The sequence below is a fragment of the Culturomica massiliensis genome (assembly GCF_900091655.1).
Classification (GTDB): domain Bacteria; phylum Bacteroidota; class Bacteroidia; order Bacteroidales; family Marinifilaceae; genus Culturomica; species Culturomica massiliensis.
Genome location: NZ_LT594621.1, coordinates 2524488 through 2541547, shown reverse-complemented (window position 1 = coordinate 2541547; position 17060 = coordinate 2524488). Strand labels below are relative to the sequence as shown.

Genomic DNA, 17060 nt, shown 5'->3' with positions numbered 1-17060 from the left:
CCGTAAAGACAGGATGAAAGGTGGAAGGCAAAACTATTAAAATAATAAAGTAAGCTATGATAAAGAAAATAGGCTTGGTGTTTATCGGCTTGCTGATTATGGTAACAGTGGGGGAAGCACAGTTGCGTTATGTGGTGCCCGGAGGTTCCGGCACCCGGGACGGTAGTAGCTGGGAGAATGCGATGGCGGGGATAAAGGAAGCGATAAACGGCGGAGGGAAGAAGGTTTTGGTGCGTTGGGGGACTTATGCCTTGACGGAGGAATTGGTTGTTCCGTCCGGTGTGGAGGTGTCAGGGGGATATGGTTCTGACGGTGAAAGGCAGAGCGGAGGTACGGAGATGACTGTTTTACAGGCAACCGCAAAGTTTCGGGTTGCCCGGGTGGAAGGGATTTTGGATGGATTTACGATTTGTGGAGGTATTGCTGCCGGTGAAAATGGCGGAGGTGTATATGTTGTAAGCGGTGGAACGGTAAGAAACTGTATCGTCCGGAATAATTATGCGGGACGTTATTATCCCCGGGTCGGTGATGTGCAGTTGAGAGACGGTTCTTTTTTACGTATGGAGGAGCTTACGGCAGCAGATGAGTCCCGGGTAAGAGGGATTGTGTTTTGGATCAATCCCGATCCGGATGCCGTGGAGGGAAACAGAGGATGGCTGGTTAGCAAATATCCGATTGTAAATATGGGCAAATGGGCCGGAACCGACGGAGCAGATATTCAGGTGACGGATGCTACGTTTGAAACCTGGAAGGAGGCTGTGGAAGATACGATGGGGTGGAGCCATTGTCAAAAAGTGAAAGCGAGCGGCCGGTTGGGGTACGTACCGGCTATACAGGCGTGTTTAGAATATGATGGCGGAGGCTGGGCCGAGGAAAAAGGGAAATGGTATCTGCCGGCTTTGGGGCAATTGAGGTGTCTCGTAGCGGAATATGCCTTACTCGAGCGAACCTGGAAGAAAATATTTCCGGCATATCCTTCGTTTATCAATATTCTTTGTTGCAGTTCTTCAGAGGTAATGAGTACGGGAACGACGGATACGCGGTATGTGTGGGCGGTTGAATATGCAAATCCGCTTAAATGGGGTACTTTGTCAAAAATAAATAAGGGGTCGTCAGTGTCGGGATATATACCGGTAACTTCATTTTGAAGCGATGAGTAAAAGATATTATTATATAATGTGCTTTTTAGTTTTGCTGCCTTGCCTGGGGGCTGTCGCTCAAAGTGTTGGCAAGGGGAAGGGGGGAGGTTTATACCTGGAAGATCATGCCCGGGTGATCGGAACTGTGGTACACAGTAACCGGGCTGAAGACGGATTCGGTATTTATGGCGGAGATGTTGACGTGATCAATTGTACGGTTGCCGGCAATGCAATGGCTGACCGGATGCTGACCGGAATAAGGCCGGGGTATATCTATTGTGCCGACGGGAGTATCATCGACCGGGATACCTATCGGGCAAATCCTGGAGGAAAAGAGGCTGTCGGAATTGTTTTTTGGATAAACAGTGATTTGTATACTCCTTTGAAGGGGTATGTCGTGGCTTTGAGTCAGGAGGTGAAAGTGTGGGGAGACGGACCGTCACAAACGGAAGATTTCGAATATGCCGTTTTCGATACGGCGGCTTATGAGAATACCCGCTTGTGGGCAACCGTTAGTGAAGCCGCCCGGTATTGTAAGGAGTATACAGCCGGGACTTTTGCCGGTAACTGGGCGTTACCGGCCGGTTATCAGTTGGCGGCATTGTTTACGGCGTTGCCGGAAGTTGAAGCGACATTACAGGTACTTGAAGAGCAAGGGGTGGCTGTATCGCATTTTACGGAAGATTTTTATTGGAGCTCTTCGGAGACATCCGATATCGGAAATATGTGGGTATTGAATTTTGGGAAAGAAGGGGATGGTTCGGTTGGAGATATTATCGGTGCTTTTTCCCCACAGGCAGGTACTGCTCCGGCTATGGTACGGCCTGTATTTGCGTATTGATTTATAAGTGTATGTAACTATGATAAAGAGATTTGGTCTGGTAGCCCTTTGGGGAATATTGATCTTTTGCGGATTGACGGCTTGGGGGCAGGATGCCTCTGAAGCTGCTGTCAAATTGGGAAGTGGTGCGACTTTAAAAAATACGATCATCTGGGGGAATAAGGGTAAGCAGGTAGGGGACGGTGTTAACGGGGTCAATTGTTATATTCAGCTACCCGGTAAAGCGAGTCCTTTGTTTGTCGATTCATTGAATAACGATTTCCGTTTGATGAAAGATTCGCCTTGTATCGGAGCCGGAATAAACGATGTTTTGGGCACTATTTTTGGAAGTGATGCTTTGGATCTGTGGGGAAATAAGCGCTTTGTCGATATTATCGATATCGGAGCAAATGAATATACTTTTTATAAGGTTTATTTTGATATACCTTCCGATGTGGTCATCGAGTCTGTCCGGGATGCCGATAATTGTGATTCGACACATGTCGAGCCCGGGCATACCTATCAGTTTAAGGTCGATTTTAGTAAGATTGCCGGGATTACGGCAGATATGGTTACCGTGAAGATGCTTACCGGAGATAAAGAATTGAAGCCGGATATCAATAAGGTATATACCGTGTCGAATATCAACAATGATATCTATGTGGTGATTACTTTGAATCCGCCTATCGTCGTGACGGTCGAAATACCGGAACACGGACAACTTACGGCACAAGGCGATAAGATGACGATCCCGGATAAGTCGGTTTCACCTGCGACGTCTTCTATGGTGGTGGAGGAAAATGAAGTAATCCTGCTGGATACGGTTTCTGATCCGGGCTATTATTGTACCGATGTCTGGATGAAAAAGACCAAATCTGCGGAAGCAAAGGTATCGGTAAAGGATAAGGTCGGGGCCGGAAAAGGGGTGAAGATCGGAACTGAAGACATTACATTCAGTGCTGCTTTTAGTCCGCGTTCTTATCCGGTGAAGTTGAAAGTCAATGACAGGACGATGGGAGGATTGACTGTGGTGAATAAAAAGACTGCCGCGAGTTATTCTTTGGCAGCCGGAGTGAGTGAATTTAGCCAGGCTGTTGAATATGCTTCCGATTTGACATTCGACATCCAGGCTGTAAAAAATACAGGATATAGTGTAAAGTCGATAAAAGTATACGATATCGACGGTAGCAGTAACCCGGAAGACTTGACGAATGCGACGGATAAAGTGACAGATATGCGTATCGGCGGAATGGTCGTGGAAGTGATTTATGAACCGGAGCAATGTATCGTATCCTGGTATTGTACAAACGGGAATCTGACATTGGATAAAGGAGGTGTTCCGGAAAGTATTACGGGTGGAGGTTACAAAGTGAACTTACCTTATAATACCCTGATAACGATTACTCCGGTCGGGAATACCGGCTATCAGTATAAAACAGGCACATTGACGGCTCAACCGACGGGTGAGACGGAACAGACGGTTACCGGTTCCCAATGGATGGTCACAAAGAATACGGTATTGTCGGCCGAGTTTGAGCCGAAGAAATATCTGGTGACGATAACGGCACAAGGATTACCCGCAGACATAACCGATTTTTATACAACCGATCCGGGATTGGGGGTTGATCATTTGGTAACACATGGTTCCGGAGTTGTTATTCATGCTAAAAATCCGGAAGGTTATATCTGTAAGAAGATAACGGTAAATGGTGTGGAACGGGGCGTAGAAAATGTTACTTTATCGGATATTGTGGTAGATAAAAATGTCGAGTTGTTTTTTGAGCGAAAAGGCTATGCTATTACATATGTGAATGTAACTCCGGAATACGGGGATTTGACTGTTGCCTTGAAAGATAAGGACGCGGCCGTATGGACACCTTTTGTTGTAAGTCCGGGAAAGGCTTATTATGGGGATGCAATAAAGATTTCGACGACTGCCCAAACGCATTATAAGCTGAAATCATTGAAAGTGAAGGTGGGGGCTGATGCCGAAATGGAATTAAAAGATGCTGGTGCTTACACTCTGAATAAAGTTGAGTCGGATGTGAGGATTACCGCCGAGTTTGAGCCTGAGTTGTATACTGTTACTTTGCGTAAAAAGAGCGGAGTCGGTTTGTATCCGGATAAGGGTGCTGTCCGGTTGGTCGATCAAACAGGTGCAGATCGCTTGACGGTAGCGGAAACCGTTACGACGGATGTTACGGCACAGGTGCCGTATGGTACGCGCTTGACGATGATTCCGGCTTGTGTGCATGGGTATTCCGTTACCCAGCTGGATACACTTGTCGCACCGCATCCGGAAGGAAGTATTTTGGATGAAGGGGGATTTGTTGTTACAAGTGACGTTACCGTTTTGGTCGGTATCGGGAATACGACACCCCAATATACGATCAGTTGGGGTATCGATGAAATAAGCGGTAGCGGGAACGCGTTGAAGGTGTATAAAACTACAGAGGGAGATATTGTGAAAGGGGCGGCGTATGATGTAAATACCGAGTTGCAAATTGAGCCTGTGCAGGCAGCAACAGATACTTTATTGTATATTCGTGATCAGAGTGGGAATAATGTGACGTCTCCGTATACGCTGATCCGGAATACCGTGTTGACAGCTAAATTTGTCCGGAAATGTACGGTTAGAATCAATGCTCTGACAGGAGCTACTATCACTGTAAGTAAAGACGGGACGGTATTGGCCGATGGTGCAGTCGTGCCTGCGGGTGCCGTATTGCAAGCTGTAATAACGGCTGCAGACGGGTCTGTGGGATGTGAAACGCTTACGGTAGACGGAAATAACTTGTGGGTCGGAACAATCAGTACAGTCGCTGCACCGCCCTCAACTTCCGGAAATGTAAATTACACTATCCCCGAAACGCATACTGGCGGAGAAATCTGGTTTGGGGGGAGTGCCGAAACGTATTATAAGGTGAAATACACTCAATCTGTATACGGTAGCTTGAGTGTAGTAGCGAAAACGAATGTCCTGACTGCCGGAACACAATACTGGTATCGGAAGGGTGCTCAGGTGAAGATTGTGGCTACAGAGACAGAGGTCGGTTATCAGTTGAATGCTGCGCATAAGGTGGTTAACAACGGAGTTACTCCTGCCGAAGATATTTCATTGTCGGCCGTGGGTACTCCGGCTACAGTTTATCAATATACATACGCTGGTCTCGACCGGAATCTGGATTTGTCGACGACGTTTGAGAGGAAAGCGTATGAAGTTCAGTTGTTATTGGAAGGTGTGGTAACTGTACCGGCGGGCGGTAGTGTACAATGGACGGGAGGAGATGTTACCGTCACTACCCAGGGAACTACGAACGTGAAGCATGGCGACCGCCTGACTTGTCAGGTTGTTGCTCCTGACGGTTTTTCGGTGGAGATTATACACAAGCCTTCGGAGATATGTAAAACAGGAACCGGAACGTTTAGTTATGAGACGTCTGCGGTTGTACAACCGGAGGTTTATGCCGTGAAATTTGTCAAGCGTTATCAGGTATATTACGGAGCTACAGTGACGAAGGTCACCCGGGAAAACGGGACGGTTGTCAATAACGGGGATTTTGTCGATGCGGGAGAAATATTGAAAGCTTATTCGGCAACACCGACGACAGGGCAGGTATGTACTAAAATAACGGTACAAAAATATGCCGTTCCGAATACTGATTATGGGAATAGCCTGGAGACGGATAAGAAACCGGACGGGACGGTCGAGTTTACGTTTACAATGCCCGCGGATGATGTCCGGGTAGAGGCTGAGTTTGAAAAACTGAAATATGATTTGACCTTAAGTTTGAATGCTCCGGCCGGGGCTGCGACGCCGAAAGTCGTAAAAATCGAAGGAGGACTTGATATATCGGTATCAGCCGGAACACAGGTATTGTCGTACGGCGATATGTTAAAGGTGACCATTACATTGTCACCTGTGAGTGTCGGTAGTCTGGATACCTGGTTTGAAGTGAAATCGTTAACCGCTAGGATGGGCGGAAGGAATGTCGACCTTGGCTTTTCCTCTTCTGATTTGGATTTTGTATATAGCTTTACGATTCCGGTAACGAATCATGTCGATATAGCAGCGGAAGTGGTGCGGCGGACCAAGACATTGACGGTACAGGTTACCCCTCCGGATTCGGATTTTAAAGTGAAGGTTCAGATAGACGGAGGTGTTCCCCAATATTATCAGGCCAGCTATACGAGGGTACAGGTGCCTGTCGGGGCTACAGTGGAGGCTTGGGTAGAGGCGGGCATTGGAGCTCCGGAAGGATACGAGTTGCATCTTTTTCCCGGTACGGGCCGGAAAGAGACCCATATTTTGACGACAATGCCTTTGAACAGTGAATTGTCTCTGTATGCGGAATTCACATTAAAGCAATATCCGCTGAATATTGTTGCTATTCCTCAGGATGGAGGCTCGGTCAAGGTGACGGATACGAAGGGGAATAATTATACACAAGGAAAATATTCGGTAGAACACGGTACGGATCTGAATCAGATAACGGTGGCGGAGGCGGATCTATATTATCATTTTGACAAGATTACCGGTTATATGGGAGGTGTAGACCGCTTGTTGGGACAAACTTCTCCTTATCATGTGGATCATATTACCGATTCTGTCGGAATCGAGGCTCATTTTTCACGGAGATACCGGATTGTAAGAGGTAGCGTAACGGCCGGAACGTTGACGATACATGAAGCGGGTACGGTTAAGGATGCTGTCGGTCAATATTATGCTGCCGGTCAATCTTTTGCTGTAAAGATGACTCCGGTCAGTGACGCTTATGTCTGTACAAATGCCGTTGTTTATTTTCCGGGCTCAGCTATTGCTTCTCAGGCGTTGACCTGGGATGCGGAAGGGAATGCCGCGTATACCATACCGGCGGGATTGACTGCCAAAGATGTTGCTTTCTCCGTGACTTTTGAGAAAAAAGAATATCGGGTTACTTTGAAAAAGCTTCCGGCTGAAGGGGGAGAGGCTGAAATTTGGAACGGTGTGAATAGCGGTGGAGGAACTCTTTTATTGCATTTGGGACAAGCCGATGTCGATACCGAAGTATCGGTAGCAGGCGTTGCCCATGGTTCGGTGCTTCATTTCTATACGACTCCGAATGCACCGGACTGGGAGGAGGCTGCTAAGTTTACCGGATCCAATACACCTTATACCGGAGCTGTAACCGTTATGAGCGATACGTTGTTTACGGTACATTTCGGCCGGTTATATACGTTGACTTTCGGTCCGAATATAACAGTGCAGGCGGCAGATGGCAGTAAAGTGTATCATACCGGAGAAAAGATTCCGGAAGGGAAAGTACTGGTTGCGAGAGCTGAATTGACGGGACATGACTGTACGAGTTTGACGGCGACGAAGGATGGGGGAGCATATCTGGCCTGGACGGATACGGACGGTGACGGTAGTATTGAGGAGACTTTCAGTATGCCGGCCGGGGATGTGGATATACAGGGAACGTTCCAACCGAAGAAATTTAAGGTAAAGATAGAGCATCAACCCGATATACAGGCGTTTAATATATTAGACGTTTATGTTATGCCGGGTGGAGCGGCACCGGATTTCAAGGTAGACCGGGCAAACGGTTCATTGGCGGAATATTTGTCTACTCTGCGTTTGGACTTGTCTACTTTACAATTGCATCCCTGGTACGAGGGACCGGTAACGGTGACGGCTGTTATGCATGGAGATCCGACGGTTTATGATTTGCAGGTAAATAATGTCGTGGTAAAAGACAGTGTAACCATTACGGCAAGGGCTCACCGGAAAAGTAAACAATTGAATATTGTTTTGCAGCAGGAAAGCGGGGCAAACGGTAATCAGGTGGTTGTACAATTGGAAGACGGTACACAGCATACTTTTACGGCTGACGGTAGTATTACCGTTGATGTCGGCGCTCCTGTTGAGATATGGACGATGGATGCAGAAGGTTGTAAAACCGTTTTGCTTTCCGCTAATGACGGGATAACGACACCGGTTACGAATGCTCCTTTTACGTTAAGTCTGGTCAATATGCCGGACTTCAATGTGACGGTGACAGCTCGCTTTGAATTCAAGCGTTATCCGGTTTACTATACGACGAATCCGGGCGGACGCCTTGTAGTCGACAAAATTTTTAACGGTGTTGCGGAAGGTACTGTGGTTCATTCGGGAGATGAGGTAAAACATTTTACAGAACTGACGGTTCGGGTTGAACCGGAAAGTCAAAGCTGGCAGTTGGTACCCGGAAGTTTTATTACCAGAATGGGAGGAGTTGCGATGACCGATCCGGCTTATGTAGCTTCTGTCAGTGCTGCCGTAAATATAGACGCGAGCTTTGAGCGGATTTATGAAGTACGGAAAGAAACTACCGATCCGACAGAAGGAATATTGGAGGTTTCCCGTGCGGATACCAATGCCGTTGGTCATCGCTATCCGGCGGGTACAACTCTTAAAGTGAAAGCGGAGCCTCAAACCGGTTATGAAGTTGTGGGACTGACGATGAATGGGGAAGCGCAAACGGTATTGCCGGAGGGAGGTGAAGTTATTTGTACGATACCGGGAGGTAATTTATCTGTGGACAGTGTTGTTTTCCATGTTGAATACGCATTGAAAAAGTATGATGTCACCTTTGTTGTCAAGGGAGAAGGGACGATGGAGGTCAACGGATTAGCCGGCGGAGTGCTGCAACTTGCGTCTAATTCGAATAAGAGTCGCAGAACCGAGCATTTTACTTTATTGGATGTGGTTGTAAATCCCCTGTCAGCGGCTTATCTGATTGAATCTTTTACAATAAACCGGGCGGACGGAACTTCGGTTTCGATAAGCGGGAATCAGACAACTGTGGAGATCACCGGAAAAACCGACATTGTCGTTGAATTCCGGAAATATTATTGGATTACCTATGAACAGCCGCAACACGGTGTATTGAATGTGATGGAGAGCGGTAAGGCGGTAGGACAATATGCGCGTTATCCCGGATTGACGGCTTTTGACGTTTGGGTCGAACCGGAGGAAGGTTATGAAGTGGAGGATTTGACATGGAATGAAGGAAATGTTGTCAATAATACGGTTATGTTGCCGAAAGAGGATGCTTTGTATGATACTGTACGGATCAAGGCCCGTATGAGGATCATACCGTGTAAGCTGGTGGTTGTGCAACCGGATAGCGGGTTTATCAAAGTGGAACGTATGGATGAATATGGAAACTGGGTAAGCCTGGATGTCAGTTCACCTGTAACTTTGGATTATTGGACACAGATTCGGGTAAAGTCGGATGTTTATAATCCTGCCGGTTATGAAGTGAAAGACGTTCTGGTTAACGGACAACCCCACCCACAGGGAGAGATTTGGACAATGCGTGGAGAAACCCGTGTGGAAGCCGTCGTAGCACCGCGTCTTTATACAATTGATTATGCCGATCCGCAGTTCGGGCATTTACAGATCGAGACGCCGGACGGCACTGTCAAGCCCGGAGACAAGGTACCTTATCGTACGCCTTTGACTATAGCTGCTGTGCCGGATGATCCGGAAGGATATGAGGTTATTGAGGTGAAAGTAAACGGACAGGAAATAGAGAATGAAGATTTCTGGATCGTATTGGAAAATACGACGATCTCAGCGGTTATCAAAATTCGTCAATGGACGGTATCGTCTTTTGTAACCGGTAAAGGAACGCTGGATTTGCTTTTGCCTGATGGAACAGCGGTACAATCTCCTTCGGATATTATCGATCATTATACGGTATTACGGATAAAACCGGTGGCCGATCCGGGCTGGAAGTTGTATTCCCTGGAAATAGACGGGGCAGAGATGTTGCCGGACAGTACCATTACGATTACCCGGGATGCTCAGGTTACTGCTGTATTCCGGGAACGGGAAACTTATTTATTCCCGGTAGCCTTTACGCCGAATGGAGACGGATACAACGATAATTGGGAAATTTCCGGTTTGTGGCAGGCACCGGAGAATACGTTGGAAATTTTTAACCGGGATCAGCAAAGTTTATATAAGGCGGCTCCTTATATGAACGAGTGGAACGGTACGACAGATAATGGGAAGATATTACCGGCAGGGACCTATGTCTATAAATTTACAGATGGACAGGGGGGTGTTTATATGGGCTTGGTTTCTATTGTAAGAAATTAATTATGAGATATATCGTTTCCATTTGCTTGTGTTTTTTTGCCTTGCTGAGTGAGGGCAATAACGTACGTATTGTGGGAACGGTCAAGACTCCGCAAAGCGGTATAGAGGGGGACATCGTGAGCGTATATTTTACGCTGGAGTGGGAAAATTCATGGCGTGACAGTTATAACCATGATGCCGTTTATGTTACGCTGCGGTATAAGTTTATGAACGCTAGTCCGGAGATCTGGTATCCGCTTTGCATTTCGGACGAGGGCAACAGTGCAGACAACGGTTTTGTCTGCGACGTAGCTCCGGGCCAGACGGCGGGCCGTAATGTGGGTGTATTCATATACCGGAGTAAGGCCGGAACGGGAATTTCCCGCACGAACGTTGTTCTGAAGTGGGATCTTTCGACCACCGGTGGTAAGGTACAGCCTGGAACGGTAGGAATGGGTCAGATCATCCTGGCCTGTACGGGCATCGAGATGGTTTATATTCCGCGTGGTGCTTTCCGTTTGGGAGACAAGGCGTATACTGACGGTACGCAGTCTTCACGTACTTTTTACCGTCCTGAAGTTTTTATTCCCCGGTCCTGGGACCTTGTAGATACGTGCTATTACATAGAGACGAACCCTAACAGTCCGGTATCGCCTTACCTTGCGGCTAACCGTGTGAACGACCTTACGAACAGTGAGACGAACGCTTGGGTGGGTCATCCGAGCGAGAGCACACTAACCTGGACGATCGATTTCCGTAAGCGTCCGGACGGAACGGAGACGGGCTGGCCCGGTGATCCTTACGGTAAGGGTCCGACGGTCCGTTACCTGAGCATCGAGTCTATTCCCGGCCGGGTTCCAGCTAAATGGAAGCTCTGGGCTGCTAACGACGATGTTCCCGGTAGCTGGGGTACGGAACCCATTTATACGGGTACGGGCAGTGACTGGGTGACGAGCCTGGAACGAGTTTATCCGGGCACGAAAGCAGTCAAAGTGACGAATCCGGGCAATTACCGTATGTACCGTATCGAGGTATCGCGCAGCGATATGCCTGGGGGTAAATCTCCTGTGATCAAGTCAGTCTCGATGACGGAGCACGACCTTTCCCGTGACTATGACAATACCTTTCTGATCGATACGAGCACGACACTCCTTGGAGGATTGCGTGGTCTGAACGGTCTGGATGACGGGGAGACGTGGCCTTCCTCGGAGACGGTTCTGGGCAGTGACTACCCGAACGGTTATAGTGCGTTTTATGTGATGAAATACGAGATGTCGCAGGATCAGTACTGCGGCTTTCTGAATATGATAGGGGCCCGTGAACGGGAAAACCGTACGGTCGGCGAACGTCTCCGTAGTTTTTCAGCCCGTGATTATGTTTTCGGCGGTGACCGTAAACATGCTTCCAACCGCAACGGAATCGTAATCAGTACGCGTAATGTAACGGGCGATACGGTAAGTTTTGCCTGTGATCTCGATCCGGAAACACCTGTTTCCCTGGATGGGGACGGCTTGCCTCTGGCTTGCAATTACCTGACGGTAAGCGATATGCTTGCCTATGCATCCTGGGTTGGTTTGCGTCCCCTTACAGAGTTGGAGTACGAGCGTCTTTGCCGCGCCCCCTATCCTTATGTACCGGAGCCTTTCGAGTGTTCTTGGGGTACGACGGTAGCACAGGCCCCCGGGAGTTTGTCTGAGGGTGGTAAGACGAATGAGAGTGTGAGCAGCGGTAATGTGAATTACGGTAACCGAATCGGTGGTCCTTTGCGGGTGGGTATTTTTGCGCGTACCGGTGGTAGTCAGGAGTCTTCGGGTAGCAGTTTCTGGGGTGTTCAGGACCTGAGCGGTAATCTGAATGAGATTTATTATAATGCGAATGCAGCCGGGCGTAAGTTTAAGGGGACGAAGCACGGTAACGGCGATTTGGCAGGTTTATCGACGGTAAACGGCTGGGGTTGGGTAACGGATGCGGCCTGTTTCGGATTGCGCGGAGGGAGTTTCCGTTCTGGTTCTCCTACGGATTTGTCCGGTTCCAACCGTCAGTATGCCAGCCGTTATATTACGGATATCGATGCGCGTGATTCGACAGTGAGCTTCCGTCTGGGTCGTAGTTGTTCTGCCGGACCGGTATTGGAGAGCGAGCTGGTTTTGGAGGACGGTCGTATTCTCGGGACGGGTAGTATGAGCGATACGGTTTGCAGCGGTAGCGACTATAAGATTTTGGGTAATGAGCCTTCTGGGGATTACAGTGTCAGTTACCTTTGGTACAAGAGTGAGAACCGTGGGCGCAGCTGGGATTTACTTGACGGGGAGTGTGGCCGTGACCTTCAGGTTTACGGATTGGAGAACCGCGGTATGTCTGCGGGGGAGGTTCGTGATTACTGGTACCGCCGTCGTGTCATCCGTGATAACAGTGACGGGTTAAGCGGAATCGTCAAGCTTGTTGTAGTGGACCCTGATTACCGTATCAGCCGTTTGCGTGATACGATTGACGGTTACGGCAAGGGTGGTGGTATAACGGTGACGACCCAGTATACGAGTCGTTTTACGTGGCGTTACCTGGCAACTGGTCAGGAGCTTAGAGCAACGGAGGAGAGTGCTCTCCGGAGTTATTTTCTGCCTCGTTACAAGGATTTTACGGAGGATACGACGCATGCGGTTTACGGCACGAAGACGATCATGGTGACGATTAATGTGGGGGGAGCGTGTGAGCGGAGCGAGGTGATAGCGCTGGATGTGGTGAATACGATGGATAAGGATTTGATGAAGGTGAAGGATTTCGGTAGTTACCGTGGTTGGGCTGACGGTACGTATGCTCCTTCGGCGGAGGGTTACCGTCGTCCGGGTGGAGGTTATGAGTACCGCGGGGATATCGGGAGCGGTGTTTACCGTATTGATCCGGACGGTCGTGACGGTCCGATCGAGCCTTTCGATGTGTATTGCGATATGGTGACGGATAACGGTGGGTGGATGTTGGTGATGATGGGGGCTCCGGGAAGTACGACATTCAGATATAGTAGTGGATATTGGACAAATAATACTTTATTGAATGAGCGGGTGTTCGATATAAATGCGAATGTGGATGTAAAAAACAAGGCATTTTTATACTGTCCCGTAAAGCAGACTTTTGCGCGTATGACAATGGATGCCAACCAGAAAAGTATGGATTTTTTTGAGACGATAAGCCGGGCAAATTGTATTGCTTTGTTTTCTAATTTGACTTATTTGAATAAGCAGGATATTTATAGTGTTATTGCAAATTATAATTTGGATGTTTTACTGGGAGGCTCCTGGCAGCGGGGAAATCCGCAGTCGGGTTTTGCTATTACAGGAGGGGGTGGGGTCAGATACGGTATTATTGCCAACCAAACCAGTGAAACGGGGACGAGTAATGCCTGGACTCATGATAGTTCTGTTGGTATCGGGCTGGTGAGTTACGGAGGTGGAGCTTATGCATCTCATGGAAATACGGCGGCTTTATCGACGAATCGCAGCGGACGTTTTTGGTTTTATATCAGATAGTTTATGAAAAGATATATCGTTTCCATTTGTTTGTGTTTTTTTGCCTTGCTGAGTGAGGGCAATAACGTACGTATTGTGGGAACGGTCAAGACTCCGCAGAGTGGTATTGAGGGGGACATCGTGAGTGTATATTTTACGCTGGAGTGGGAAAATTCATGGCGTGACAGCTATAACCATGACGCCGTTTATGTTACGCTGCGGTATAAGTTTATGAACGCGAGTCCGGAGATCTGGTATCCGCTTTGCATCTCGGACGAGGGCAACAGTGCAGACAACGGTTTTGTCTGCGACGTAGCTCCGGGCCAGACGGCGGGCCGTAATGTGGGTGTATTCATATACCGGAGTAAGGCCGGAACGGGAATTTCCCGCACGAACGTCGTTCTGAAGTGGGATCTTTCGACAACCGGTGGTAAGGTACAGCCTGGAACGGTAGGAATGGGTCAGATCATCCTGGCCTGTACGGGCATCGAGATGGTTTATATTCCGCGTGGTGCTTTCCGTTTGGGAGACAAGGCGTATACTGACGGTACGCAGTCTTCGCGTACTTTTTACCGTCCTGAAGTTTTTATTCCCCGGTCCTGGGACCTTGTAGATACGTGCTATTACATAGAGACGAACCCTAACAGTCCGGTATCGCCTTACCTTGCGGCTAACCGTGTGAACGACCTTACGAACAGCGAGACGAACGCTTGGGTGGGTCATCCGAGCGAGAGCACACTAACCTGGACGATCGATTTCCGTAAGCGTCCGGACGGAACGGAGACGGGCTGGCCCGGTGATCCTTACGGTAAGGGTCCGACGGTCCGTTACCTGAGCATCGAGTCTATTCCCGGCCGGGTTCCAGCTAAATGGAAGCTCTGGGCTGCTAACGACGATGTTCCCGGTAGCTGGGGTACGGAACCCATTTATACGGGTACGGGCAGTGACTGGGTGACGAGCCTGGAACGAGTTTATCCGGGCACGAAGGCAGTCAAAGTGACGAATCCGGGCAATTACCGTATGTATCGTATCGAGGTATCGCGCAGCGATATGCCTGGGGGTAAATCTCCTGTGATCAAGTCAGTCTCGATGACGGAGCACGACCTTTCCCGTGACTATGACAATACCTTTCTGATCGATACGAGCACGACGCTCCTTGGGGGATTGCGTGGTCTGAACGGTCTGGATGACGGGGAGACGTGGCCTTCCTCGGAGACGGTTCTGGGCAGTGACTACCCGAACGGTTATAGTGCGTTTTATGTGATGAAATACGAGATGTCGCAGGATCAGTACTGCGGCTTTCTGAATATGATAGGGGCCCGTGAACGGGAAAACCGTACGGTCGGCGAACGTCTCCGTAGTTTTTCAGCCCGTGATTATGTTTTCGGCGGTGACCGTAAACATGCTTCCAACCGCAACGGAATCGTAATCAGTACGCGTAATGTAACGGGCGATACGGTAAGTTTTGCCTGTGATCTCGATCCGGAAACACCTGTTTCCCTGGATGGAGACGGCTTGCCTCTGGCTTGCAATTACCTGACGGTAAGCGATATGCTTGCCTATGCATCCTGGGTTGGTTTGCGTCCCCTTACAGAGTTGGAGTACGAGCGTCTTTGCCGCGCCCCCTATCCTTATGTACCGGAGCCTTTCGAGTGTTCGTGGGGTACGACGGTAGCACAGGCCCCCGGGAGTTTGTCTGAGGGTGGTAAGACGAATGAGAGTGTGAGCAGCGGTAATGTGAATTACGGTAACCGAATCGGTGGTCCTTTGCGGGTGGGTATTTTTGCGCGTACCGGTGGTAGCCAGGAGTCTTCGGGTAGCAGTTTCTGGGGTGTTCAGGACCTGAGCGGTAATCTGAATGAGATTTATTATAATGCGAATGCAGCCGGGCGTAAGTTTAAGGGGACGAAGCACGGTAACGGCGATTTGGCAGGTTTATCGACGGTAAACGGCTGGGGTTGGGTAACGGATGCGGCCTGTTTCGGATTGCGCGGAGGGAGTTTCCGTTCAGGTTCCCCTACGGATTTGTCCGGTTCCAACCGTCAGTATGCCAGCCGTTATATTACGGATATCGATGCGCGTGATTCGACAGTGAGCTTCCGTCTGGGTCGTAGTTGTTCTGCCGGACCGGTATTGGAGAGCGAGCTGGTTTTGGAGGACGGTCGTATTCTCGGGACGGGTAGTATGAGCGATACGGTTTGCAGTGGTAGCGACTATAAGATTTTGGGTAATGAGCCTCCTGGGGATTATAGTGTCAGTTACCTTTGGTACAAGAGTGAGAACCGTGGCCGCAGCTGGGATTTACTTGACGGGGAGTGTGGCCGTGACCTTCAGGTTTACGGATTGGAGAACCGTGGGATGTCTGCGGGGGAGGTTCGTGATTACTGGTACCGCCGTCGTGTCATCCGTGATAACAGTGACGGGTTAAGCGGAATCGTCAAGCTTGTTGTAGTGGACCCTGATTACCGTATCAGCCGTTTGCGTGATACGATCGACGGTTACGGCAAGGGTGGTGGTATAACGGTGACGACCCAGTATACGAGTCGTTTTACGTGGCGTTACCTGGCAACTGGTCAGGAGCTTAGAGCAACGGAGGAGAGTGCTCTCCGGAGTTATTTTCTGCCTCGTTACAAGGATTTTACGGAGGATACGACGCATGCGGTTTACGGCACGAAGACGATCATGGTGACGATTAATGTGGGGGGAGCGTGTGAGCGGAGCGAGGTGATAGCGCTGGATGTGGTGAATACGATGGATAAGGATTTGATGAAGGTGAAGGATTTCGGTAGTTACCGTGGTTGGGCCGACGGTACGTATGCTCCTTCGGCGGAGGGTTACCGTCGTCCGGGTGGAGGTTATGAGTACCGCGGGGATATCGGGAGCGGTGTTTACCGTATTGATCCGGACGGTCGTGACGGTCCGATCGAGCCTTTCGATGTGTATTGCGATATGGTGACGGAAGGCGGGGGATGGACGCTTGTTGTCGCCCAATATGAAAATAATCCGATTTTGGATTGGAATCAGGGAATCCGGGCAGATTACGATCCGACTTTAGCTTCGAAAATAAGTTTTGTACTGAATACCTCTCAGATACCGTCTCATACTTATACGGCATTCGGAAAAGATTTGGATCCGACATTTGTCGGGTACAGTAAAATGAAATATACTACCGGTAATCTGAATTACAGGAGTCCGACTTTATTGAATTTGAAAACAGGAAATACATATTTCCAAGTGTATAGGAATACAGCAAATTATTACAATGGGCACGACCCGGAATCGAGCCTTTATAATACTTCTGGCTGGAATAACACTCTTACTTACGATCAGACCGGGGGAATAAAATATAGTTGGGCATTTGCTCCGAGGAATAGTGATCCGGCTCAGCGTGGGTATGCGATGAATGGGTATGTTGGAGGGGCTGTTCAGGGGAATGCCTGGACCGTATGGGTGAAATGATATGTGAATACCCTGATAAGTAATTAAAAATGTAA

5 protein-coding genes are annotated in these 17060 nt (G+C 49.0%); all 5 read left to right on the top strand.

Annotated features, from left to right (window positions below):
• The first annotated feature begins 56 nt into the window (after window positions 1-56).
• From BN8908_RS11890 to BN8908_RS18815, 5 genes are read left to right on the top strand one after another with little or no spacing between them, the layout of a single operon-like run.
• Entirely contained in the window at window positions 57-1148 is a 1092-nt protein-coding gene (locus BN8908_RS11890) for a hypothetical protein (protein ID WP_068690771.1), read from the top strand.
• Window positions 1149-1176: 28 nt separating this feature from the next.
• Entirely contained in the window at window positions 1177-1980 is an 804-nt protein-coding gene (locus BN8908_RS11885) for an Lcl C-terminal domain-containing protein (RefSeq protein ID WP_068690769.1), read from the top strand.
• 19 nt (window positions 1981-1999) lie between these two features.
• Window positions 2000-10087, top strand: a complete 8088-nt coding sequence (locus BN8908_RS11880) for a T9SS type B sorting domain-containing protein (RefSeq protein WP_068690767.1) — start codon at window positions 2000-2002, stop codon at window positions 10085-10087.
• A 2-nt stretch (window positions 10088-10089) separates the two neighbouring features.
• Entirely contained in the window at window positions 10090-13587 is a 3498-nt protein-coding gene (locus BN8908_RS18820) for a fibrinogen-like YCDxxxxGGGW domain-containing protein (protein ID WP_068690765.1), read from the top strand.
• A 3-nt stretch (window positions 13588-13590) separates the two neighbouring features.
• On the top strand, window positions 13591-17025 hold the full coding sequence (locus BN8908_RS18815; protein WP_202668894.1) for a fibrinogen-like YCDxxxxGGGW domain-containing protein: 3435 nt from the start codon (window positions 13591-13593) through the stop codon (window positions 17023-17025).
• Window positions 17026-17060 lie beyond the last annotated feature (35 nt).